A 22,823-nucleotide genomic window follows, 5' to 3' on the forward strand; every position below is an offset into this window, starting at 1 on the left:
TACTTCGATGTGTGGCCTGAGCGCATTCGTCAGCAGCCGTTCTGACGCCGGCCCGCTGGACGCCTCGTTCCGTGAGGCCTTCGCCGCCTCGCTGTCGAGCATTCACCACCGCGGACCCGACGACACTCAGATCGAGTTCGGTGACGGGTTCGCGTTCGGCTTCAAGCGCCTCGCGATCATCGACCGCGAGCATTCGGTCCAGCCGCTGCACTACGCCGGCCGGTGGACCGTGGTGTTCAACGGTGAGATCTACAACTACCGGGAGCTGCGGGCTGAGCTGATCCGGGAGCACAACGCGGTCTTCGCCACCGAGGGTGACAGCGAGGTCCTCGCGGCGGCCTACCACTACTGGGGCGAGGCCGCCCTTCCCCGGCTGCGCGGCATGTTCGCCTTCGTGGCGTACGACCACCGCACCGGCACCCTGCACGCGGCCCGCGACGCCTTCGGCATCAAGCCGATGTACATGCTGGAGACCGCCGACGGGCTGTACCTCGGCAGTGAGCGCAAGGTCCTCGACCCGTTCGCGGCGCCGGCCGGCGCGGCCCTGGAGACCGAGGCCCTCGCCCACTACCTGACGTTCCAGTTCGTGCCCGACCCGATGACGCTGCACCGGCACATCAAGCGGCTGCCGCCGGGTCACCGGATCATCTGGACGCCGGGCGGCGGGATCCGCATGCACCGCTGGTTCCGGCCGTCGCTGCGCCCGCTGCACGTGCAGCCGGAAGCCGCCTACCAGGCGATCCAGGACGCGCTGACCGCCAGCGTCCGCAAGCACCTGCACGCCGACGTGCCGGTCGGCACGTTCCTGTCCAGCGGTGTCGACTCGTCCGCGATCGCCGCGCTCGCCGCCCGGGAGAAGCCCGACCTGCACGCGTTCACCGCCGGGTTCGCGGCCCAGGGCTACTCGGAGATCGAGATCGCCCAGGACACCGCCGACCAGCTCGGCATCCGGCTCACGCCGACCGTCGTCACCGACGAGGACGTTCTCAACCACCTGCCGCGGATCATCCAGTTGCTCGACGACCCGGTCGCCGACCCGTCGCTGATCCCGCTGTTCTTCCTGGCCCGGACCGCGTCCCGGTTCGTCACCGTGGTGCTGTCCGGCGAGGGTTCCGACGAGCTGTTCGGCGGCTACACGATCTACCGGGAGCCACTGTCGCTCGACCGGGTCGACCGGCTGCCGCCCGGCATGAAGCGGGGCCTCAAGCACCTGGCCGAGGTGCTGCCCGAGGGGGTGCGGGGCCGCTCGTTCCTGGAACGCGGCACCACCCCGATCGAGCAGCGTTACTACGGCAACGCCCGGATCTTCGACCCGGAGGAGAAGGCCAAGGTGATGCGGTTCACGTCCCAGCCGCACACGGCGATCACAGCGCATCTGTACGCCGAGACGGCCGACGTCGACCACGTCGCCTCCATGCAGTACGTCGACCTGCACACGTGGCTACCCGGTGACATCCTGGTCAAGGCCGACCGGATGTCGATGGCGCACAGCCTGGAACTGCGGGTGCCGTTCCTGGACCAGCAGGTCTACGCGGCCGCCGCCGGCCTGCCCACCGACCTGAAGCTGCCGCCCGGCACCGTCACCACGAAGCACGCGCTGCGTGAGGCGATGAAGGGCATCGTGCCGGAGTCGGTGCGCTCGGCCAAGAAGCTGGGCTTCCCGACCCCGACCCGGCTGTGGCTGCGCGGCCCGATCGGCGACTGGGTGGACCACCTGTTGTCCACCTCGCAGACCGGCCACCTGATCGACCTGGAGTACGTCCGGGGCCTGCTGGCCGAGCACCGCGCGGGCGGCGCCGACCGCTCCCGCAAGGTGTGGACCGTCGCGATGTTCTGCCTGTGGCACGCCATCGCCGTGGAACGCTCGATCGTCGTCGACGAGCCGCTCCCGCTGCCGCACCGCCTGCCCAACCAGCGCCAGGAGGGCCTCTCCTCGATCGGTCTCTGACCGGCGTCCGCACCGCCCCGATCCCCCGGCCCGGCCGCCACCGGGCCGGGCCGGCCGCTCGGGCAGCCGGACACCCGCTGCCCGCTCCCGGCCAGACGTCACCACATGGGCGGAACATCCGCCCATGTGGTGACCTGCGGTTCGATCCACGGCACGGATCACCACGCGGTCTGCCTTGTGCCCGCGGCGTGGTGACCTACGGGCCGATCCGCACCACAGCCAGCCCACGCGGGGGCGTGGGCTGGCTGTGTGGTGAGGCGCGGCTGACGTCATGATCGATGGATGCGTGACGGGGAATGGTGGCAGGGGCTGAACCGGGCGGACTCGGCTGTCGGCCCAGCGGAAGCGTGGCTGCGGCCGAGAGCGGCGCTGCGGTGGGAACCGGTCGACAAGCCGATCGTCGAGCCGGTGACGAAACTGGGCGGCCAGCCGGTCTGGCTCGACGAGCCCTTCTGGCCGGTGTCGTCGACGGGCGGCGGACCCATGGTGTTCATCGCCCAGTTCCGGCTTCCCGGGCCGGAGCTGCGGATGGCGTACCTGTTCATCGCCGATGACCCGGACGGCACCGGCCTGACATTCGAGCCGGAGGGCGGCGACAACGCCCTGCTCGTGCAGCCGGACGGCCGGATCCCGGAGTTCGTGCGCGGGGTGGCGCAGCCGACCGGGCCGTCGCTGTGGCGCCGCGGGGAGCAGTGGACCGAGCGGGTGCCGGTCGAGGTCCGGGTGAGCGCGACGGACTTCGGCCCGGACGACGAGTACCACTACAGCTGGATCGGTGGACGGCCGCACTTCTGGCAGCCCGACGTGCTCGGGATCGGTAAGGGCTGGCTGTTCTTCTTCCAGCTCGACGGCGCCGAAGGGATCGACGAGGACGCCTACGCGCTCAACTTCGGCGGCGGGACGGGCTTCGCCTTCCTGAGCCGGGACGAGCGCGAAGGTCGCTTCTTCTGGGACTGCGTCTGAGAAACGAAAACCCGGGACCGATGAGTTCGGCGGCCGGACACGGTCCTGACTCACATGGGGGTCTCTGCGGTCCGGTTCGTGGTGCGGGCGACGATCACGCGCGCCGACATTCCCGCGCTGTGTGCACGGCTGGCCGACCTGCTGCGGGGGCGGCCCGGCGACGTCGTGACGTGCGACGTCGCCGGGATCGACCGGCCGGACGTGGTGACGGTCGAGGCCCTGGCCCGGCTGCGGATGACCGCCCGCCGGCACGGCAGCCGGCTGGTGGTCACCGGTGCCTGCCCGGACCTGCTGCTGCTGTTCGGGCTGCTCGGGCTGACCGACCTGCTGGCCGCGGGCGGGCCGGGGCCAGCGTCCGGCAGGTCAGGGCAGGTCGGCCGGCGGCAGGTGGGCCGGCAGGCCGAAGAGCGGGAACAGCCGGGCGGTGTCCAGGAAGTTGTTGACGGCCGCGATCCGCCCGTCTGAGATCTCCAGGACGATCAGCGCCCACGGGTCGTGCCCGGCGCCGGTGGTGCTCGACCGGTACTGCCCGAACGCGGGCATGCCGTTGGCGATCACCGGGATCAGGCGGGAACCGCGGCAGCCGCTGCCGGTGCCCTCCATCCACGCGGTGATGTCGTCGTGGCCGTGCAGCCACAGCGCCAGCGGCGGCATCGACAGGGTGGCGTCCTCGTGCAGGAGTGTGGTGAGAGCGCGCAGGTCGTACGCCTCGAAGGCCTTGACGTAGCGACCGAGAAGCTCGCGCTGTTCCGCATCGAGGGGTTGGAAGGCGTCGCCCGCCGAAGGCGTGGCGGCCGCGAGGGTGGCACGGGCACGCTGCAGGGCACTGTTGACACTGGCCACCGAGGTGTCGAGCAGCTCGGCGGTCTCCTGCGCCGACCAGGCCAGCACCTCCCGCAGGATCAGCACGGCCCGCTGCCGGGCCGGCAGGTGCTGCAGCGCCGCGACGAACGCCAGCCGGATCGACTCGCGGCCGGCGACCAGGTTCGCCGGATCGGAGCCCTCCGGCAGGACGCGCTCGTCGGGGACCGGGCCGACCCAGATCTGCTCCGGGTGGATCGCGCCCGGATCGGTCGCGTGGCCGGAACCGGCCGGCCCGAGGTCCATCGGGCGGACCCGGCGCTGGGCGCTGCCGGCCATGTTCAGGCACACGTTGGTGGCGATCCGGTAGAGCCAGGATCGCAGCGACGAACGTCCCTCGAACGTGTCGTGGCCGCGCCACGCCCGGATCATCGTCTCCTGGACGGCGTCCTCGGCCTCGAAGGCCGAACCCATCATCCGGTAGCAGTAGCCGATCAGCTCGGGGCGGAATCGCTCCAGCTCGGCCTCGATCGGTGGATTGGTGACGGCTTCGCTCACAGGCCGAAACCTATCGCGGAAATTTTCTCCGCGGCACCGATGAGTTTCCGGAAGGCACCGTGTCTACCCCGTGCAGACCGAAACGATGAGGGAGTGACCATGAGCTACGCCGACGTCAACGGCATCAACCTCTACTACGAGATCCAGGGTTCCGGCCGGCCGCTGATCCTGCTGCATGGCGGTCTGGGCTCCGGCGAGATGTTCGGGGCGTCACTCGCCGCCTTCACCGCGGGGTATCAGGTGATCCTGCCCGACCTGCAGGGGCACGGGCGCACCGCGGACATCGACCGGCCGCTGGACATCGCCACGATGGCCGACGACGTGGCGGCTCTGATCGATCACCTGGGGCTGGACAAGCCGGACGTGGTCGGGTTCTCCCTCGGCGGCGGGGTCGGCCTGCACCTGGCGATCCGACACCCGGAGAAGATCGGCAAGCTGGTGTCGGCGTCGGCCGGGATCCGGCGGGGCGCCACCTATCCGGAGATCCTGGAGCAGCAGGGCCAGGTGACGGGTGCCGCCGCGGAGTTCATGAAGGAAACGCCGATGTACGAGCTGTACCAGCGGGTGGCGCCGCGTCCCGAGGACTTCCCGCGCCTGCTCGACAAGATCGGCGAGGCGATGCAGAAGGACTTCGACCTGACCGACGAGGTCCGCGGCCTGCGGGTGCCGACACTGGTCATGGGCGCGGACGCCGACATGGTGCCGCCCAGCCACTTCGTGGAGATCTTCAACCTGCTCGACGGCGGCCTGCGCGACGGCGGCTGGACCGGCGAGGGACGGCCGAAGGGCGGCCACGCCCTGGCGATCGTGCCCGGCACCACCCACTACGACATCATCGACTCGCCGCTGTTCGCCACGCTCGCCTTGGCGTTCCTCGCCAAGCGCGACTGATCGTCGTCCTCGCGCCCCTACCGCCAGAGCCCCCGCCGCCACGCCGCCGTCCCCGCCGTCCCCGCCGGCCACCGCCACAGCCGCCGCCACGCCCACCGCCGCCGCCGCCAGCCACCGCCACAGCCCCCGCCGCCGCGCCCACCGCCACCGCCGGCCACCGCTGCTTAGCCCACCGCCACCGCCGGCCACCGCTGCTACGCCTGCCGCCGCTGTTGCCATGCCACGCGGCCGCTCCGCCGCTCGCCCATGCCACAGAGGTTGTGAGGTTCAGCCGTCATTTCGACCCGAACCCCACAAGATCGCCGCGTGGAGTAGGCGGACACCCCGCGCCCCCGCCACCCCGCTAACGCCCCACCCCGCACCACCCACCCACGTCAGAAACCTTGCGAAGTTCAGCCGCCAACTCGACCCGAACCCCACAAGATCGCCGCCTGGAGTAGGCGGACACCCCACGCCCCGCCACCCCACTGCCGCCCCACCCACCCACGTCAGAAACCTTGCGAAGTTCGGCCGCCAACTCGACCCGAACCCCACAAGATCGCCACGTGGGATGGGCCCTCGCCAGGCGGGCGACGAGCGGCGACGGGCAGCGGGCAGCGGCGATGGGCGGCGGACGGCGGGCAGCGGGCAGGCGGCGGCGGGCAGGCGGCGGCGGGCGGCGGGCAGGCGGCGGCGAGGTCCGCCCCGGGGGCGGCGACGGGGTCGAGTGTCGGGCCGGTTGCGGGGTGGGGCCGGATGGGTGGCGGGGGTGGGTGTCAGGCGACGTAGTCGCGCAGGTGGCGTGCGGTCAAGGTGTCCGAGGTGGAGACGAGCTCGGCGGGCGTGCCGGTGAAGGTGACCCGGCCGCCGTCGTGGCCGGCGCCCGGCCCCAGGTCGATGATCCAGTCGGCGTGGGCCATCACCGCCATGTGGTGCTCGATGACGATGACGGTGTTGCCGGTGTCGACGAGCCGGTCGAGCAGGGCCAGCAGCTGGTCGACGTCGGCCAGGTGCAGGCCGCTGGTGGGCTCGTCGAGCAGGTAGGTGGCGGTGCCACCGCCCATGTGGACGGCCAGTTTGAGACGCTGCCGCTCGCCGCCGGACAGCGTGTTGAGCGGCTGGCCGAGGGTGATGTAGCCGAGCCCGACGGCGTTGAGCCGGTCCAGCACGGCACGGGCGGCCTTTTCGGTGAAGAACTCGAGGGCCTCGCCGACCGGCATGGCCAGGACCTCGCTGATGTCGCGGCCACGCAGTTTGTAGCCGAGCACCTCGGCGGTGAAGCGGCGGCCCTCGCACTCCTCGCAGACGCTGGCCACACCGGCCATCATGGCCAGGTCCATGTAGACCAGTCCGATGCCTTTGCAGTTCGGGCAGGCGCCCTCGGAGTTGGCGCTGAACAGGGCGGCCTTGACGCCGTTGGCCTTGGCGAACGCGGTCCGGACGGCGTCCAGCAGGCCGGTGTAGGTGGCCGGGTTGCTACGCCGGGAGCCACGGATGGCGGACTGGTCGACGACGATGACGCCGTCACGGTTGCGCAGCGAGCCGTAGATCAGTGAGCTCTTGCCGGATCCGGCCACCCCGGTGACGACGGTGAGCACCCCGGTCGGGATGTCGACGGAGACATTTCGGAGGTTATGCGTACTTGCGTTGCGAATGGGGATATTACCGGCATGAGGCCTGACCGACTCGCGAAGCGCCACCCGGTGCGAGAGATACCGCCCGGTCAGCGTGGACGACGTACGCAGATCGGCCACCGCCCCCTCGAACTGGATCCGCCCACCGGCCGGCCCGGCGCCCGGCCCGATGTCCACCACGTGATCGGCGATCGAGATCGTCTCCGGCTTGTGCTCGACGACCAGGACCGTGTTGCCCTTGTCCCGCAGTCGCAGCAGGAGCCCGTTCATCCGCTGGATGTCGTGCGGGTGCAGACCCACGGTCGGCTCGTCGAACACGTACGTGATGTCGGTGAGACTGGAGCCGAGATGGCGCACCATCTTGACCCGCTGTGCCTCGCCGCCGGACAGGGTCGCCGACTCCCGGTCCAGCGACAGGTAACCGAGCCCGATCTCCACGAGCGAGTCGAGCGTCTGCCGCAGGTTCGTCACGACCGGCGCGACCGACGGCGCGGTGATCCCGGCCAGGAACACCGCCAGATCACTGACCTGCATGGCCGAGCACTCGGCGATGTTGCGCCCGTCGATCCGCGACTGCAGCACGGCCGGCTTGAGGCGGGCGCCGCCGCAGTCGGGACAGGCCGCGAACGTCGCCGCCCGGTCGATGAAGGCACGGATGTGCGGCTGTACCGACTCACGTTCCTTGGTCAGGTACATGCGCTGCACCTTCACGACGAGTCCCTCGTACGTCGTGTTGATGCCGTTGACCTTGACCTTGATCGCCGGTTTGTGCAGGAAGTCGTCGAGCTCGGCGTCGGTGAACTCCTTGATCGGCTTGTCCGGATCGAACAGTCCGGACTCGGCGAACCCGCGCACGTACCAGCCGTCGACGCTGAAGTTCGGGACCGTGATCGCACCCTCGTTGATCGACTTGGACCGGTCGACGAGCTGGTCGAGGTCGAGGGTGGACACCTTGCCGAGGCCCTCGCAGCCGGGGCACATGCCCTCGGCGTTGAACGAGTAGGCGAGCGCGCTGCCTGCGCCCGGTGTGCCGAGACGACTGAAAATGATCCGGAGCATCGTGTACGCGTCGGTGGCCGTGCCGAGCGTGGATCGGGCGTTGGCACCCATCCGCTCCTGGTCGACGACGATCGCGGCACTGAGATTGTGCAGGGCGTCGACGTCGGGACGGGCCGGGCTGCCCATGAACGACTGCAGGAACGCCGAGTACGTCTCGTTGATCATCCGCTGGGACTCCGCGGCGATGGTGCCGAACACCAGGGACGACTTTCCCGAACCGGACACCCCGGTGAAGACCGTCAGTCGCCGTTTCGGAACGTCGAGGGAAACGTCGCGGAGGTTGTTCTCCCGGGCCCCGCGGACCTGGATGACATCGTGGCTGTCTGCGATGTGAGTCACCGGCAGACGGTAGCGCGCAATGCGGTCAGAAACCGTCCGTTATCCGGCGCGACGGCGGGCCCGGCGGGCCGCCAGCTCGTCACCCTCGGCCGGCTCGGCCGGAACACCGACCGGCTGCGGACCGGCGGCCGGCTCGGACGGCAGATGCGACAGCGAGCCCTGGATCTCCTTGAACGCGCCGCCGATGGCGATGCCGAACACGCCCTGACCACCCTGCAGAAGGTCGACGACCTCCTCCGGGGACCGGCACTCGTAGACCGTCGTGCCGTCCGAGATCAGCGTGATCTCCGCCAGGTCGTCGACCCCCCGCGAACGGAGCGTCTCGATCGCGCGCCTGATGTTCTGCAGCGAAACCCCGGCGTCCAACAGTCGTTTGACCACCTTGAGGACGACCAGATCACGGAACGAATAGAGCCGCTGGGTGCCGGAACCGGTCGCGTCCCGCACGCTCGGGACCACCAGTGTGGTCCGGGCCCAGTAGTCGAGCTGACGGTAGCTGATCCCGACCGCCTGACAGGCGGTCACTCCCCGATATCCGACTTCCCCGTCCTCGCCGACGAGAGGGCCTTCAAGAGGTTGCTCGTGCACGCGACTACCTCCCCGCGCCCATGATCAAAATCTAGGCGGTGTGCCGGTTCACCTGGACTTCACGAGCGTATATCTCAATCACGGCCGAAACATGGAGGTAACCGCTCGACACGCCGCGCACGGACGAACGGCGCCGGTCGATGCCGCCCGGTTCATGTCAACCGGCGAAGTCTTCGGGACGCACCTGGTCGAGGAACTCACGGAACTTCTCGACCTCGTCCTCCTGCTCATCCGGGATGACGATACCCGCTTCGGTGAGCACTTGATCAGCGCAACGGATCGGCGCGCCGACACGCAGCGCGAGCGCGATCGAGTCACTCGGCCGCGCCGACACCCGCAGATTGTCACCGATCAACAGATCAGCGTAGAAGACGTTGTCCTTCAGCTCGGTGATCTCGACCGCCTTCAGCGGGGCCTTCAGCGCCGCCAGGATGTCGCGCAACAGGTCGTGGGTCAGCGGACGGGCCGGCTTGACACCCTGCTGCTCGTAGGCGATCGCGGTCGCCTCCACCGCGCCGATCCAGATCGGGAGATAACGGTCGCCGTCGACCTCCCGCAGCAACACGATCGGCTGGTTGCTGGGCAGCTCCACCCGGACCCCGACCACGCTCAGCTCACGCACCGCCGCCTCCGTGTCGTTATTGTCTCGGCCGCACCGCAGCCGCCCTAACCTGCACGGTACACGCACACCGGGGGTGTCCGATCCACGCGGCATCGCCTTTCAGCGACCCAACTCACCCCGTAGACCCGAACGAACCAGTGCCGCGTGCAACCGCTGCGAGAGCGCCTGCAGCTCACGCGCAGTCTCGGCGGCACGAGCCCGCGCCGCCGGGTCGTGCTGACGCGCCATCGGCGCCAGCAGCTGTGTGAACAGGCCCACTTCGCGGTCCGCGCCGTTGCGGAAAGCCCGCAGGTGACGGACCTCGAGACCGTATCGAGTGAGACCCACCACGGCCTCCACGATGATCACCTGATCGGCGTCGTACCAGCCGGGCGGACGCGCGGTGACCAGGCCGATCTGCTCCAGCTCGGCCAGCAGCGCCTCGTCCACCCCGGTCCGCTCGACCAGGTCGGCCTTCGGGATGCGGGCGTCGGCCGGGTCCTTGGCCTGCTGGGTGCCGACCGCCACCAGCGTGGGCCGCTGAGGGACGACCGGCTCCTTCTCCATCCGGTCCAGCTGCTCCCGGATCACCCGCAAGGGGAGGTACTGATCGCGCTGGGCGGTCAGCACGAACCGCAGCCGTGCCACGTCGTTCCACGAGTACTTGCGGTACCCGGAGGCGGTGCGTTGCGGGTCGACCAGACCCTCCGCCTCCAGGAACCGCAACTTCGAGATCGTGGTGTCGGGGAACTCGGTGCGCAGATGGGCCAGCACCTCCCCGATGCTCATCAGCGCACTGTCACGCCCGTCCTGAGGGCGCGAGGCCCCCGGATCACGCGCTGCCGCCCCCGACGGAGTCACGCCCGGCCCTCGCCCTCCGGCCGCGGACCGGCGATGAACACCAGACGGAACTTGCCGATCTGGACCTCGTCGCCGTTGCTGAGGGTCGCGGATTCGACCCTTTCCCGGTTCACGTACGTACCGTTGAGCGAGCCGACATCGCGGACGGTGAAGACACCGTTGTCGCGGTGGAACTCGGCGTGGCGGCGCGACACCGTCACGTCGTCGAGGAAGATGTCACTGTCCGGGTGCCGGCCGCTGGTCGTCACGTCGTGATCGAGGAGGAAGCGGGCCCCGGCGTTGGGCCCACGGCGCACCACCAGCAGAGCCATCCCCGGGGGGAGCGAGCCGGCCACCCGGCTCGGAACCACGTCCGTCTCGGGTCCCTCGAGCACCTCGTCAAGGGCGCCAAGGTTCAGCGTGGACGTGACGTCGAGCGGGGGGAACTCGTCGTCTGGGCGCGTCATCGGACCACCTCACGGATCAGTTGGTCGTCGCCTCCCGGCGAGGCTGGCGACGTTGCGGCCCCGCCGAGGCCAGTTCGGCCCGACGCACGACTATCGGTTTCAAAGGAATAACAGTTCTTCGTGTGCTCCGCGAGCCTAGTCAGCGCCAATATCGCTGAGCAACCGGACTCGCGGGGAACGAATGGACGGGTATGAAACCCGGTGACGCGTCAGCTTTCGGTCAGAGCCCGGTAGGCCGCCGCGTCCAGCAGAGCCGCCACCGACGCCGGGTCGTCCGGCGCGATCTCGACCAGCCACCCGGCCGCGTACGGCTCGCCGTTGATGATCTCCGGCTCGTCGGTGAGCGTGGCATTCCTGGCCACCACCGTGCCGGAGATCGGCGCGTAGATCTCCGAGACGCTCTTGGTCGACTCGATCTCACCGAGCGAGTCACCCGCCTGCACGACCGTGCCCTCGTCGGGCAGTTGCACGTAGACGATGTCACCCAGCGCATCCTGCGCGAAATGGGTGATACCCACCCGCACCGGCCCGCTGCCGTCACCGGCGACCCACTCGTGCTCCGCGGTGTACCGCAGATCCTCAGGAATCAACGCTTCCTCCGTTAATCACGACACCGGACGCGCGTACCGCAAGGCTGCCGCCTTACGCACCGCGGTCACTTCGACCAGCGAACGCGAGTCCATGGTCACGCTACCGCCGTCACTCTTCGCCGACGCCACCACCCCGCCCGGGATCTGCAGCGCCGTGCTCATCGTGCCCGCTGGGCCGATCACCAGAAGGTGGAACGGGCCGGTCAGCTGCTCACCGTCAGCAATGATGCCGCCACCGGACGCGTCCACGAAGAAGCTCGACGCGACCACTCGCACGGCTGTCCCGTTCGTACCGTTGAGCTGCATCACCTCGCCGCCGGCACCGCGCAGCTCCTGCACCGTGTTCAGCACGTCGGAGGCATCCACGTCGCTCAGCGTGATGTCCAGGCCGGGCCCGCTGCCACGCTCCGTACCGGCCAGCAGACCCAGCTGCCGACTGCGCCGCTCGGCCTCCGCCCGCGCCGCCTCCTTGCCGCCGACCTCCGAGCTGAGCTGCTGTTTGCTCTGCTCAAGGGTCTGGATCTCGGCCAGCAGGCGGCTGTCCTGGGCCTCCAGATCGCTCAGGATCCGGACCAGGTCCTCCTGCCGCATGGCCGAGAGTCCCTCGTCGGCGTCGTTGCTGCGCAGCTGCACCACCAGGGTGAATCCGAGCAGCGCCAGGAGCACCCAGATCAGCGTCCCGGCCGGGGCGGGCCGCCGGCGGGCCGGGCGATCAAGATCACTTTCCGCCTTCGGCACGGAAATCGACGGATCGGGTGACGTGTCCGAGGTCTCCCCCGCACCCTCCGGTGCGCCCTTTCCGAGATCAAGATCACCTTCTGGTACGCCCTGAGCGGCGCCGATCTCCGAGGTGTCTGGTCGATCCCCCGCTGCGGGCGAGGCGACCGGGGCCGGGGGACTCAGCGCCGTGGAAGGGCTCTCCGAGGCCGACGGGTTCACCGTCCCCGGCGGGGTCAGCGCCGCCGGCGGATTCACCGTCCCCGGCGGGGTCAGCGCCGCTGGCGGATTCACGGTCCCCGGCGGGGTCAGCGCCGCCGGCGGACTCACCGTCGTCGGCGGGTTCAGCGGCCGCCCGGCCAGCGAGACGGTCGGCTCGTCGTCAGGCTCGGATACCGCCATCCGGCGATCGTCAGGCCTCCGCCGGGAGACAGGCGGTTCACTTTCTTCTGGTCTCCTCCCGGGAGCGGCCGGCCCGCGATCGTCAGACTTCAACCCGGGAGCGGCCGGCCCGCGATCGTCAGACTTCAGCCCGGGAACGGCCGGCTCACGGTCGGCGAGTGAGACGGTCGGCTCCTCATCGGCCTCGACCGGCACGGGAAGAGAGACGGCCGTCTCCTTCTCGGCCTGCCGCGGCACGCTCGCACCGGGACCCGCGGAGGGCTGACCGGCAGAGGACGCGGAGGAAGCGGGCGGAAGCGCGGGAACGGCGGGAGAGGCAGGCGGAAGCGCGGACGCCGGGGGCGTGGCGGCCGAAGGCGTGCCGGGAGCCGCCGCGGCCTCGCCGCCGGACCGGACGTTGTCGTCGGGGTCGGTCATCGCACGTCCCTAGGCCCGGAAGAGGTGGCGTCGGATCGCCGCGACATTACCGAAGATCCGCACGCCCAGCACGACGACGACACCGGTCGACAGCTGACCGCCCACGCCGAGCTGGTCCCCCACATAGACGATCAGTGCCGAGACCAGAACGTTCGAGATGAACGACACCACGAACTGCTTGTCGTCGAAGATGCCGTCCAGCTTGGCGCGCACCCCGCCGAACACCGCGTCCAGCGCCGCCACCACCGCAATCGGCAGGTAGGGCACCAGCTCGGGCGGAACGGACGGCTCGAACAGGATGCCCAGCAGGACACCGGCGAGCAGGGCGAGTACGGCGATCATCGGCCGCCTTCCGTCACTGAGGTGTCCGGCACGGGCGACCCCGCACCGGACGGAGCGTTCGACGAGGGGGAGTCCGACGGCGCGATGCTGGGTTGCACCGAGCGCAGCTTGAAGCCGGCCGCCGCCTCCAGGGTCAGATCGTCGGCCTGGGCGGCCTCGAAGGAGATCCCGAACCGGTCCGACAGGGTCTCGAAGAACTGGCCGGCGTACCCCTTGCGGAAGTCGTCGGCCATGTCGTCGGGGCCGATCGCGGAGATCTCGTACGGCGAGCCGACCGGCCGGATGTCGACCAGGATCGCCTCGCCGGCCTGCCGGATCCGCGACGTCGCGGTCAGACGCTGCCCGTTGATCATGATGGCCTCGGCGCCGGCCTCCCACAGCGCGTTCGCCGCCAGCTGCAGGTCGATGTCCTTGACCTGCGCCTCGGTACGACGCTGCCCGGTCACCGCGTCCACCGACGTCGGCCCGTCGGTCAGTGTGATCCGCGCGCCGGAACCCCGCACCCGGGCCATCCCGGTGAGCGCCTCCAGCTCGAGCAGGCGGGCCACCGCCTCGCCGCCCAGCTCGCTGTCACGCAGCGCCGCCACCTCGTCGGCGAGCTCGTCGGCCCGGCGCTGCAGCTCCTCGGTCTCGGCCCGCCGGTTGTGCACCTGGCCGATCAGCGACTCCCGCGCCGTGGTGCGGGCCGGTTCCTCGGCCACCGTCTGCCGATAGGCCACCACCAGCAGGAACCCGATCACCACCAGGGTCAGCGCGGCCGAGCCGCCGGCCATCAGCCGCCGCGGCCCGGCCCGTGGCCCCTCCTTCGCCCGGCGCGCGGCGGCGTCGGCGTAACCCGGGTCGAGCGGGTTCTGGAACAGCGCGGTCAGGAAGTCGGGGCCCCACGTCCGTTTCCCGGAACCACCGTCCGGGTCCGGCGGCCCGTCGAGCTCGGGCAGGCCCGGCTCGGCAGCGGGGCGGATCACGACGAGGCCTCCCGGTCGGCGCGGAGCACCCGCGCCGCCTGGACCATGTAGAGAACGGCCGCACACCAGTACAGCCCGAGCGCCCACCAGGCCAGGCCCCAGCCCACCGGCCCGGCCCACCACTCGAACGACGGCACCGCCTTGGCCAGCAGGATGAGCGGGAACGAGCCGAGCAGCAGGAACGTGCCGGTCTTGCCGACGTAGTGCACGGGAGGCGGGCCGTAGCCGTGCCGGCGCAGGATGAGCAGCACCACGCCGAGCACCGCCTCACGCAGCAGCAGCGCCCCGGTCAGCCACAGCGGGATCACCTCGCGCACGGTGAACCCGATCAGCGTCGCCACGATGTAGAGCCGGTCAGCGAACGGGTCGAGCAGCTCGCCCAGGCGGCTCACCGAGTTCATCCTGCGGGCGACGTAACCGTCCACCCAGTCGGTGGACCCGCCGACCATCAGCACGATCACCGCACCGACGTCGTTCTCCACGCCGAGCAGGAGGTAGAGGAAGAGGGGCACCCCGAGCAGCCGCAGGAAGCTGATGGCGTTGGGGATGGTCCAGATCCGGTCGGAGGTCTCGATGGACGGCGCAGGCTGCTGCGACATCGCGACTTCCTCTCCCCCTCGGCCGAGGCCCCCGCCCGGCTCGTGTGCGAGCCGGGTATCGGCTGCTGCCGGTGTGGCGGCTGTGCGTATACGTCCCGGTCGCGGAGCAACTATAACCATCCGCGTCCCGCAGCCTGACGCGCAGTCACGCCCGCCACACCGTGCCTGTCGCGGGGACGGCAGGCGCGGCGGGGTACGGAGCTAACTGGCGGCCCGGCGCGCGGCGCGTCCCCGGCGGGCCCGGACGTAGTCGTCGATCACGTAGCGGCCCAGCTCGCCCGGTTCGGGGCTGAAGACCCGCCCGCCGTTGCGGTGGGCCACGGCGCCGACGAAGCGCCGCAGACCCGGGTCCTCGCCGAGCATGAACACGTTCAGCGTGGCGCCGAACCTGGTGAGCAGGTCCACCTCGCGGATCGTCGCCTGGATCGTCTCGGCCAGCGGAGGCCACCAGAAGATCGCCTCGCCGTCGTCCTCCAGGTGCGAGGTGGGCTCGCCGTCGGTGACGACGAGCACGACGGGTTCGGCCCCTGGGTGCCTGCGCACGTGCCGGGACGCCAGTTTCAGGGCGTGCTGCAGGTTCGTGCCCTTCTCCGTGGTTGGCTCGATGGCGGCCAGCTCACCCTGGGACAGCGTCTGCGCGTACCGGCCGAATCCGATGATCTGCAGCGCGTCCTGCGGGTACTTGGTGGCGACCAGGTGCGACAGGGCCAGGGCGGTCTGCTTCATCGGGCCCCAGCGGCCGTCGGCGTACATCGAGTAGGACAGGTCGACGCAGAGCGCGACCGCCGCCGAGGCACGGCGCTCGGTCTCGGCGACCTCGAAGTCGTCCGGCTCGAGACGGACCGGGAGCTCCCCGCGACCGCCGGCCGCCCGCCGCCGGACGGCGTTGCCGATCGTGCGGACGACGTCGAGCGGCTGGTCGTCGCCGAACTCCCAGCGGCGCGACGATCCGATCAGATCGCCCGCGGCGCCCGCGTCGCGCATGTCGTGCTGCCCGCGTTTGCCGGCGATGTCGCGGAAGATCGCGGAGAGGGCGGTCTGACCGAGCCGGCGCAGCGCTTTCGGCGAGAGGGTCAGACCGTCGGCGTCACGCTGCACCCAGCCCTGGCGGCGCAGTTCGCGTTCGAGCTCGCGCAGCCGGCGCAGGTCGTCGGCGGCGCCCCGGCCGAGCTGGCGTTCGACGGCCTCGACGTCGACGTCGTCGAGGGTCGCGCCGGGATGCTCCTGACCGAGCTGGTCGATCAGCTCGTCGAGGTCGGCGATCTCGCCGAGCGCCGACGCGGCGTCGCCGTAGCCGAGGTCGGCCGGGCCCCGCATCCGCTCACCACGGCCCCAGTTCAGGTTGGGGCGCAGCGAACGCAGGTTGTCGGTGAGCTCGGCGAGCTGCCCGGCGAGCGGACCGTCACCGAGCGCCTGGGCCATCAGCTGCTGCAGCTCCTCGCGCTGCTGCGGGCTGAGCGAGCGCATCAGCCGCTCAGCGGCCGCGGCCTGCCGGGCCAGCGAGTCGATCAGCTCGTCGACGTTGCGCGGGTTGTCGGGGAAGAAGCGGCCGTGCTTCTGCATGAAGTCACGGAACGCGTCATCGGTGTCCTCGCCACGGGCGTGCCGCCCGAGGAGTTCGTTCAGATCCTGCACCATGTCCGACACTTCAGACATGTCACCGTTCTGAAGCGCCTGTTTCATCCCGGCGAAGCGCTGCGAGACCACCTCCTCCCGCAATCCGGCCAGGATCTGCTGGTAGATGTCCCGGGCTTCAGGTGAGGCCCACTGATAGTCGGACAGGTCCGACACGGCCTGGGACACCGACCGTGGAAGGTTGTCGAGCACCGCCTCGCTGAAACGAGCCGCGTCGTCGTCGCGGGCCGTCAACGCGTCCCGCTCTGCCGCGAGAGCCTGGTCGAGCATCTGCCGGGCCCTGGTGACGGCTCCGTCGAGGTTGCCCCGCCGCAGCGCGTCGCGGCGCAGGCGGCGGGCGCGCTCGCGCAGGGCGTCGAGCCCGCTCCCGTCACGCGGGCCCCGCCGGATCAGATCGCGCAGCGCGTCGCGCAGGCTGTCACCGGCGAGGACCCGCTCGCCCATCTCGTCGACGGCCGCGCGCACGTCGTAGGGCGGCGCGAGCGGATCGGGCCCGTCCCGCCACGCCCCGTATCGAAAGACGTTGCCGCTCATGAGATCTCAGCTCCCGTAGAGGGTGCGGCCGTCGTCGGTCAGTTCCTTGGCCAGCCGGCGGGTCAGGTGCAGGCCCTCCAGCACGAACTCGATGGCGGACGCCGCCTGCCCGGGGCTGGGCGCGTCGCCGAGGCCGAGCCGGTCGAGGACCTTGGCCAGGCCCGGGACGGTGCCGATCTGCCCGAGCAGCTCCTCGGCGCTGACCAGGTCGCCGGTCTGGATGATCGCGCCCTCGGCGACCAGGTCGGTGAACCCGGACAGGTCGAGGCCGGACAGCCGGGCCCGGAACGTCTCAGCGGTGGCGACCCGCAGCAGGTGCCCGAGAATCTCGGTCTCCCGGCCCTCCTCACCGCTCTCGAACTCGACCTTGCCGCGCAGCGTCGAGGTGACTGACACGGTGTCGCAGACCCGGGCCACGGCCTCACGCTCGCCGCGCAGACCGGCCCGGCGCAGCGCGGACGCGGCCACCGTCTCGGCGGCGGCGATCGCGAACCGGGCGGACACGCCGGAGCGGGAGTCGACCGACGGCGACTCGCGGACGCCGCGGGTGTACCGCGCGAGGACCTCGACCAGGTGCTCGGGCAGTGACGCCACGAGCGACGCCTCCTGCCGGATCAGAGCGGTCTCCAGCTCCAGGTCGAGCGGGTAGTGGGTGCGGATCTCGGCGCCGAACCGGTCCTTGAGCGGGGTGATGATCCGGCCGCGGTTGGTGTAGTCCTCCGGATTGGCCGACGCCACGAGCAGCAGGTCGAGCGGCAGCCGCAACTGGTAACCGCGGACCTGGATGTCGCGTTCCTCCAGCACGTTGAGCAGCGACACCTGGATGCGCTCGGCGAGGTCGGGCAGCTCGTTGACGGCGAAGACGCCCCGGTTGGTGCGCGGCACGAGGCCGAAGTGGATGGTCTCCGGGTCGCCCAGGGCACGGCCCTCGGCCACCTTGATCGGGTCGACGTCGCCGATCAGGTCACCGACGCTGGTGTCCGGGGTGGCGAGCTTCTCGCCGTACCGCTCGGAGCGGTGCAGCCAGGCGATCGGGAGCAGGTCACCGGCCTCCGCGGCCAGCCGGCGGGCCGCGGGGGTGAGCGGATGGTACGGATGTTCGTGCAGCTCGGAGCCGGCGATGTAGGGCGTCCACTCGTCGAGCAGGCCGACGAGGGCCCGGATCAGCCGGGTCTTTCCCTGGCCGCGTTCACCGAGCAGCACCATGTCGTGGCCGGCGAGCAGCGCCCGCTCGACCTCGGGCAGAACGGTGTCCTCGTAGCCGACGATGCCGGGAAACCGGGGCTCGCCGGAGCCGAGCCGGGCCAGCAGGTTGTCGCGGAGCTCCTCCTTGACCGTGCGGAACTCGTGCCCGGTGGCACGCAGCTCCCCCACGGTGCGGGGCAGGTCGGCGGGTGGGGTGGGCGTGATCGCGGTAGTCGCCTCTGTCACCGCAAGAACGGTACTCCTCCGGATATGACAAACATCGACTGTGCGTGCCGACACATCCAGGCGCGCGGGATTGGCTCTGGTTGCGGCAGGTGCCGCGCGGCACGCTCCAACCCATGACAACCGAGATTCAGCGGTACGCCGCATTCACGCTCGACCCGTCCGGCGGCAATCCGGCCGGTGTGGTCCTCGACGCGAGCACCCTGGACGACGCCGCCATGCAGGCGATCGCGGCCGACGTCGGCTATTCGGAGACGGCGTTCGTAACCGTCCGTGACGGTGACCGGTTCCGGGTGCGGTACTTCAGCCCGCTCGCCGAAGTGCCGTTCTGCGGGCACGCCACCGTCGCGACAGCGGTCGCGCTGGGCCCGGGACGACATGTCTTCGCGACCAACGCGGGTGACGTGCCGGTGCTCGTCGACGACGCCGGGCGGGCCACGCTGACCAGTGTGGACCCGAAGATCGCCGAGCTCGGCGACGCGGACCTGGCCGATCTGCTGGCTGCGCTGCGCTGGGACGCGGGCGACCTCGACCCACTACTGCCGCCGCGGGTCGCGTACGCCGGGGCGTACCATCCGATCATCGCCGTGAGCAGCCGCGAGCGCCTCGCCGACCTGGACTACGACGTGCCGGCGTTGAAGGCGCTGATGACGGCGCGTGACTGGACCACGGTACAGCTGGTGTTCCGCGACCCGGCGGGTTCGTTCGACGTGCGCAACCCGTTCCCGGTCGGCGGGGTGTACGAGGACCCGGCGACCGGCGCGGCCGCCGCGGCCCTCGGTGGTTACCTGCGTGAGCTGGGACTGGTCGCCGCGGACGCCACGATCGAGCTGCGGCAGGGCGACGACCTGGGACGGCCGAGCCGGATCACCGTCCGCCTGGACCCCGGCGTGACCGGGGTCCAGGTGAGCGGCGCCGCGGTGGAGATCAGCCGAGGCGGAGCTCCGACGACGACGCCGTGACCGGGGTCCAGGTGAGCGGCGCCGCGGTGGAGATCAGCTGAGGCGCAGCTCGATCGACGACGCGCCCGGCTGGACGCCCACCACGGTGCCGGACGGGTAGCGCAGCGTGTGGTCGCGGTCGGTGGCGATCAGTACCACGCCGATCCGGTGACCGGCCGCGAACACGTGGTCGGTGCTCTGCAGATCCCACCGGAACGTGTACGGCTTCCCGGCCTCGATCGGCGTGGTCCGTGCCGGGGAGAGCCGGTTGCGCACGTCGATCCAGCCACGGGTGACGATCTCGTAGTCGGAGGCCGCCGTCACGTACTCCCGCTTGGCGAAGCAGCCGGGGTCGCCCTCGATGCCGGGCCCGACGCAGTCCTGCTCGGCGAGTGTCCGGGTGCGCACGAACCGGTCTGCGGTCCCGTAGTCGACGAGCAGAGCGGTCAGGTACGGCGAGTCACCCGTGACGTCGGCGCGGACCGTGACCTCGGGCGTGCCGGAGAGCCGGACGTCCTTCGTCAGCGGCGCGCTGAGGTGCACGAACCGGTTCGGGTCGGCGGTCTCGGGCGCGGCGGCCAGCGACTCGGCGGTCCGCGACGTGTCGTCGATGAACGTCTGCCGGGCCCCGCCGCCCAGCCGGACCGTCGTGTCGCGGCCCTTCAGGGGCCAGGATCGTGACGTCGTCCACTGGTTCGGGGCGGTCTCGACGTCGGCGACCGGCTCCCGCATGATCCCGGTGTCGATCCGGTAGAGCCACTGGTCGAACCAGCGGTGCAGGGTCGACAGCCACGCGTCGCGGCGGATGTTGAACGGGTCGGTGTGCCCGGCCTGGTGCAGCCAGATCTTGCGGGGCACGTGGTTCTTCCCGAGGGCGTCCCACCACTGGCCGGCCTGCCCGGTGCGCACGTTGAAGTCGTGCAGCCCGTGCACCAGCAGCACGCTGGCCCGCACCTTGTGGGCGTCGCGCAGGTAGTCGCGTTCGGCCCAGTACCTGCTGTAGTCGCCGGTCTCCCGGTCCTGCTCGCGTTCCAGGTCAGCCATGACATCGGCGCAGACCTCGGGATTCGCCCTGGTCAGGACCGCCTTTGCCAGGATGTCGGTGTCCTCGCCCTGGAAGCCTCCGGGCGCCACGACCCCACCGTCGGCCCTGTAATAGTCGTACCAGCTGCTGATCGCCGCGATCGGCACGATCGTCTCCAGACCGCGCACGCCGGTGGAGGCGACGGCGTTCGGGAGGGTGCCGTTGTAGGAGACACCGATCATGCCGGTACGCCCGGTCGACCAGCCCGCCTTCACGGGTGCCCCGGCGGCGTCGAAGCCCGGCGCCCGTCCGTTGAGCCAGTCGATGACGGCCTTCATGCCGAGGGTCTCGTTGCGGCCGCCCGAGGTGGGGCAGCCGTCGGAGCCGCCGCTGCCGAGGCTGTCGGCGAAGATGACGGCGTACCCGCGGGGCACGAAGTAGTTGTCGAGGTATCCGGCGAAGGTGATCGTCTCGGCGCGGTTCACGGCCTGCGGGGAGAGCGCGGAGACGCTGCCGTCCCGGTCGACGTCGTCGTGGTTCGGGATGTCGTTGAGGCCCGCGTAGTACGGGCTCGGCTGGAAGATGACCGGCACCTTCGCTGTGGTGGCGGGCCGGATGATCCGCACGGCGACCCGGTCCGGTCTCCCGTCGGAGTCGCTGTCGACCGGGGTCTGCACCCAGACCTGTTCCCGGACGGCGCTGGCGTAGTCGTGGACGGGCTGGGTACCGCCGGTCGTGGCGCGGGCCGGATCGGCGGCCGTCACCACCGGTCCGGCGAGGACGAGGAGCACGGCGAGACTCCTGGCAAGCAGTCGCATCGGCACACCGTATCGCCAAACTTCGATGCCAGGGGGTACGCCTAAACTCACCCCTGATGAGCGCCACACTGATCGCCCGGGAACTCGCGGCGGGACACGGGGACCGCACCCTCTTCACCGGACTCGACCTCGTCGTCGCGCCGGGTGACGTGATCGGCCTGGTCGGGGTCAACGGAGCGGGTAAGACGACGCTTCTGCGTACCCTCGCCGGTTTGATCGCCACGGAGAGCGGAAGCGTCTCGCTGAGCCCGCCCACCGCCAACGTCGGATATCTGCCGCAGGAGCGGGAGCGCCGCGCCGGTGAGACCGTGCGCGGCTTCCTCGGCCGGCGGACCGGGGTGACCGCCGCGCAGGAGGCGATGGACGCGGCCGCGGTCGCCCTGGCCGAGGGCGAGGCGGGGGCCGACGACCGGTATGCGGCGGCTCTCGACCGCTGGCTCGACCTGGGTGGTGCCGACCTCGACGAGCGGATCGCCGAGGCCGACCTCGGGTTCGACCTGGACCTGCCGATGACCGCGCTCTCCGGCGGGCAGGCGGCCCGCGCCGGGATGGCGTCGCTGCTGCTCAGCCGCTATGACGTCTACCTGCTCGACGAGCCCACCAACGACCTCGACCTGGACGGGCTGGCCCGTCTCGAGGCGTTCGTGGCCGGGCTGCGCGCCGGTGCCGTGGTGGTCAGCCACGACCGCGAGTTCCTCACCCGCACCGTCACCAAGGTCCTCGAACTCGACCTGGCGCAGAACCAGATCAACCTGTTCGGCGGCGGCTACGACTCCTATCTGCGCGAGCGCGAGCGGGCCCGGCAGCACGCGCGCGACCAGTTCGAGGAGTACGCCGACAAGAAGGACGATCTGCTGGAACGCGCCCGCATGCAGCGCGGCTGGGCGGACAAGGGTGTGCGCAACGCCCGCCGCAAGGCGCCCGACAACGACAAGAACGCGAAGGCGTTCCGGGCCGACGCCAGCGAGAAGCAGGCCGCCAAGGCCAGGCAGACCGAGCGGATGATCGAGCGCCTCGATGTGGTCGAGGAGCCGCGCAAGGAGTGGGACCTGCGGATGGAGATCGCCGTCGCGCCCCGCGCCGGCGCCGTCGTGGCCACGCTGCGCGACGCCGTGGTCCGCCGCGGCGACTTCACGCTCGGCCCGGTCACGCTGCAGATCGACTGGGCCGACCGGGTGGCGATCACCGGCGCCAACGGTTCCGGCAAGTCCACCCTGCTCGCGGCACTGCTCGGCCGGATCGGCCTCGAGTCGGGCGCGCAGCACCTGGGGCCGGGTGTGGTGGTCGGCGAGGTCGACCAGGCCCGCGGCCTGTTCCTCGGCGACGAGCCGCTGTCCCGCGCGTTCGGGGCGGCCGTGCCCGACTGGAACGACGCCGACGTGCGGACGTTGCTGGCCAAGTTCGGGCTCAGGTCCGCGCACGTGCTGCGCCCGGCCGCGACCCTCTCCCCCGGCGAACGCACCCGCGCCGCGCTGGCCCTGCTGCAGGCGCGCGGGGTCAACCTGCTGGTGCTCGACGAGCCGACCAACCACCTCGACCTGCCGGCGATCGAGCAGCTGGAGTCGGCGCTGGCGGGTTACACCGGCACGCTGCTGCTGGTCACCCACGACCGCCGGATGCTGGAGGCGGTCGCGACCGACCGGCACGTCGAGGTCGCCGCCGGCAAGGTCACCGGCTGACCGGGCCCAGCTCCCGACGGCCCAGCTCCCGACGGCCCAGCTCCGGACCGCTCAGCTCCCGACG

20 protein-coding genes are annotated in these 22,823 nt (G+C 70.9%); 6 read left to right on the forward strand and 14 right to left on the reverse strand.

What is annotated here, in order from left to right:
• Window positions 1–7: 7 nt before the first annotated feature.
• The 3 genes from asnB (at window position 8) to CLV67_RS18755 (ending at window position 3,376) form a co-directional block, all read left to right on the forward strand.
• Window positions 8–1,948 (forward strand): asparagine synthase (glutamine-hydrolyzing), encoded by a 1,941-nt coding sequence (gene asnB, locus CLV67_RS18745; RefSeq protein WP_106320059.1) that lies wholly within the window; start codon window positions 8–10, stop codon window positions 1,946–1,948.
• Between the two features lie 282 nt (window positions 1,949–2,230).
• Window positions 2,231–2,911 carry a hypothetical protein gene (locus tag CLV67_RS18750; protein WP_239166396.1) on the forward strand — a complete coding sequence of 227 codons (681 nt, stop codon included), beginning with the start codon at window positions 2,231–2,233 and terminating at the stop codon, window positions 2,909–2,911.
• Window positions 2,912–2,965: 54 nt separating this feature from the next.
• Window positions 2,966–3,376, forward strand: coding sequence for an STAS domain-containing protein (locus tag CLV67_RS18755; RefSeq protein WP_106320061.1), 411 nt, complete (start codon window positions 2,966–2,968; stop codon window positions 3,374–3,376).
• Here CLV67_RS18755 and CLV67_RS18760 read toward each other — a convergent pair.
• Window positions 3,275–4,270 (reverse strand): sigma-70 family RNA polymerase sigma factor, encoded by a 996-nt coding sequence (locus tag CLV67_RS18760; protein WP_106320063.1) that lies wholly within the window; start codon window positions 4,268–4,270, stop codon window positions 3,275–3,277. The two genes, CLV67_RS18755 and CLV67_RS18760, sit on opposite strands and share 102 nt — an antisense overlap.
• Window positions 4,271–4,369: 99 nt before the next feature.
• Here CLV67_RS18760 and CLV67_RS18765 point away from each other — a divergent pair, with 99 nt between their 5' ends.
• Window positions 4,370–5,161, forward strand: coding sequence for an alpha/beta fold hydrolase (locus CLV67_RS18765; RefSeq protein WP_106320580.1), 792 nt, complete (start codon window positions 4,370–4,372; stop codon window positions 5,159–5,161).
• A gap of 755 nt (window positions 5,162–5,916) precedes the next feature.
• On the opposite strand, the gene CLV67_RS18770 is transcribed toward CLV67_RS18765, so the two are convergent.
• The 12 genes from CLV67_RS18770 to CLV67_RS18825 form a co-directional block, all read right to left on the reverse strand.
• Window positions 5,917–8,172, reverse strand: coding sequence for an ATP-binding cassette domain-containing protein (locus CLV67_RS18770; protein ID WP_106320065.1), 2,256 nt, complete (start codon window positions 8,170–8,172; stop codon window positions 5,917–5,919).
• Between the two features lie 39 nt (window positions 8,173–8,211).
• Entirely contained in the window at window positions 8,212–8,760 is a 549-nt protein-coding gene (locus CLV67_RS18775) for a MerR family transcriptional regulator (RefSeq protein WP_106320067.1), read from the reverse strand.
• A gap of 157 nt (window positions 8,761–8,917) precedes the next feature.
• Window positions 8,918–9,382 (reverse strand): bifunctional nuclease family protein, encoded by a 465-nt coding sequence (locus CLV67_RS18780; RefSeq protein ID WP_092540989.1) that lies wholly within the window; start codon window positions 9,380–9,382, stop codon window positions 8,918–8,920.
• 99 nt (window positions 9,383–9,481) lie between these two features.
• Entirely contained in the window at window positions 9,482–10,150 is a 669-nt protein-coding gene (gene ftsR / locus CLV67_RS18785; protein ID WP_106320069.1) for a transcriptional regulator FtsR, read from the reverse strand.
• 68 nt (window positions 10,151–10,218) lie between these two features.
• Window positions 10,219–10,668: an oxoglutarate dehydrogenase inhibitor Odhl gene (gene odhI / locus CLV67_RS18790; RefSeq protein WP_106320071.1), complete on the reverse strand. Its 450-nt coding sequence runs from the start codon at window positions 10,666–10,668 to the stop codon at window positions 10,219–10,221.
• Window positions 10,669–10,877: 209 nt separating this feature from the next.
• Window positions 10,878–11,258, reverse strand: coding sequence for a glycine cleavage system protein GcvH (gene gcvH / locus CLV67_RS18795; RefSeq protein ID WP_106320073.1), 381 nt, complete (start codon window positions 11,256–11,258; stop codon window positions 10,878–10,880).
• Between the two features lie 15 nt (window positions 11,259–11,273).
• On the reverse strand, window positions 11,274–12,377 hold the full coding sequence (locus tag CLV67_RS18800; RefSeq protein WP_106320075.1) for a DUF881 domain-containing protein: 1,104 nt from the start codon (window positions 12,375–12,377) through the stop codon (window positions 11,274–11,276).
• Window positions 12,378–12,803: 426 nt separating this feature from the next.
• Window positions 12,804–13,136, reverse strand: a complete 333-nt coding sequence (locus tag CLV67_RS18805) for a small basic family protein (protein ID WP_106320077.1) — start codon at window positions 13,134–13,136, stop codon at window positions 12,804–12,806.
• Complete coding sequence (locus CLV67_RS18810; protein ID WP_239166397.1) at window positions 13,133–14,101, reverse strand: DUF881 domain-containing protein; 969 nt, start codon at window positions 14,099–14,101, stop codon at window positions 13,133–13,135. The genes CLV67_RS18805 and CLV67_RS18810 overlap by 4 nt, the downstream gene beginning before the upstream one ends.
• A complete protein-coding gene (clsA, locus tag CLV67_RS18815) occupies window positions 14,098–14,700 on the reverse strand; it encodes a cardiolipin synthase ClsA (protein WP_106320079.1) in 603 nt (200 codons plus the stop codon). Before clsA ends, CLV67_RS18810 begins: the two co-directional genes overlap by 4 nt.
• 201 nt (window positions 14,701–14,901) lie before the next feature.
• Window positions 14,902–16,869: a vWA domain-containing protein gene (locus CLV67_RS18820; RefSeq protein ID WP_106320081.1), complete on the reverse strand. Its 1,968-nt coding sequence runs from the start codon at window positions 16,867–16,869 to the stop codon at window positions 14,902–14,904.
• A 6-nt stretch (window positions 16,870–16,875) separates the two neighbouring features.
• Window positions 16,876–18,300 (reverse strand): sigma 54-interacting transcriptional regulator, encoded by a 1,425-nt coding sequence (locus CLV67_RS18825; RefSeq protein ID WP_106320083.1) that lies wholly within the window; start codon window positions 18,298–18,300, stop codon window positions 16,876–16,878.
• A gap of 113 nt (window positions 18,301–18,413) precedes the next feature.
• Here CLV67_RS18825 and CLV67_RS18830 point away from each other — a divergent pair, with 113 nt between their 5' ends.
• On the forward strand, window positions 18,414–19,259 hold the full coding sequence (locus CLV67_RS18830; protein ID WP_106320085.1) for a PhzF family phenazine biosynthesis protein: 846 nt from the start codon (window positions 18,414–18,416) through the stop codon (window positions 19,257–19,259).
• Between the two features lie 33 nt (window positions 19,260–19,292).
• Here the strand turns inward: CLV67_RS18830 and CLV67_RS18835 are convergent, their stop codons facing one another.
• The gene (locus tag CLV67_RS18835; RefSeq protein WP_106320087.1) at window positions 19,293–21,080 is read right to left on the reverse strand and encodes a Xaa-Pro dipeptidyl-peptidase; all 1,788 of its coding nucleotides are present in this window, start codon (window positions 21,078–21,080) and stop codon (window positions 19,293–19,295) included.
• Window positions 21,081–21,136: 56 nt separating this feature from the next.
• On the opposite strand from CLV67_RS18835, the gene CLV67_RS18840 reads away from it, so the two are divergent.
• On the forward strand, window positions 21,137–22,759 hold the full coding sequence (locus CLV67_RS18840; RefSeq protein ID WP_106320089.1) for an ABC-F family ATP-binding cassette domain-containing protein: 1,623 nt from the start codon (window positions 21,137–21,139) through the stop codon (window positions 22,757–22,759).
• The last annotated feature ends 64 nt before the right edge of the window (window positions 22,760–22,823 follow it).

The sequence above is a fragment of the Actinoplanes italicus genome, assembly GCF_003001815.1.
Classification (GTDB): Bacteria; Actinomycetota; Actinomycetes; order Mycobacteriales; family Micromonosporaceae; genus Actinoplanes; species Actinoplanes italicus.

Bases quoted from the DNA above. Each gene is read 5' to 3' on its own strand.
- CLV67_RS18830 (WP_106320085.1), top strand. From the start codon at position 18,414: ATGACAACCGAGATTCAGCGGTACGCCGCATTCACGCTCGACCCGTCC.
- odhI (WP_106320071.1), bottom strand. From the start codon at position 10,668: ATGACGCGCCCAGACGACGAGTTCCCCCCGCTCGACGTCACGTCCACG.
- CLV67_RS18840 (WP_106320089.1), top strand. From the start codon at position 21,137: ATGAGCGCCACACTGATCGCCCGGGAACTCGCGGCGGGACACGGGGAC.
- CLV67_RS18820 (WP_106320081.1), bottom strand. From the start codon at position 16,869: ATGAGCGGCAACGTCTTTCGATACGGGGCGTGGCGGGACGGGCCCGAT.
- CLV67_RS18755 (WP_106320061.1), top strand. From the start codon at position 2,966: ATGGGGGTCTCTGCGGTCCGGTTCGTGGTGCGGGCGACGATCACGCGC.
- CLV67_RS18750 (WP_239166396.1), top strand. From the start codon at position 2,231: ATGCGTGACGGGGAATGGTGGCAGGGGCTGAACCGGGCGGACTCGGCT.
- CLV67_RS18805 (WP_106320077.1), bottom strand. From the start codon at position 13,136: ATGATCGCCGTACTCGCCCTGCTCGCCGGTGTCCTGCTGGGCATCCTG.
- clsA (WP_106320079.1), bottom strand. From the start codon at position 14,700: ATGTCGCAGCAGCCTGCGCCGTCCATCGAGACCTCCGACCGGATCTGG.
- CLV67_RS18835 (WP_106320087.1), bottom strand. From the start codon at position 21,080: ATGCGACTGCTTGCCAGGAGTCTCGCCGTGCTCCTCGTCCTCGCCGGA.
- CLV67_RS18800 (WP_106320075.1), bottom strand. From the start codon at position 12,377: ATGGCGGTATCCGAGCCTGACGACGAGCCGACCGTCTCGCTGGCCGGG.
- asnB (WP_106320059.1), top strand. From the start codon at position 8: ATGTGTGGCCTGAGCGCATTCGTCAGCAGCCGTTCTGACGCCGGCCCG.
- ftsR (WP_106320069.1), bottom strand. From the start codon at position 10,150: ATGAGCATCGGGGAGGTGCTGGCCCATCTGCGCACCGAGTTCCCCGAC.
- CLV67_RS18765 (WP_106320580.1), top strand. From the start codon at position 4,370: ATGAGCTACGCCGACGTCAACGGCATCAACCTCTACTACGAGATCCAG.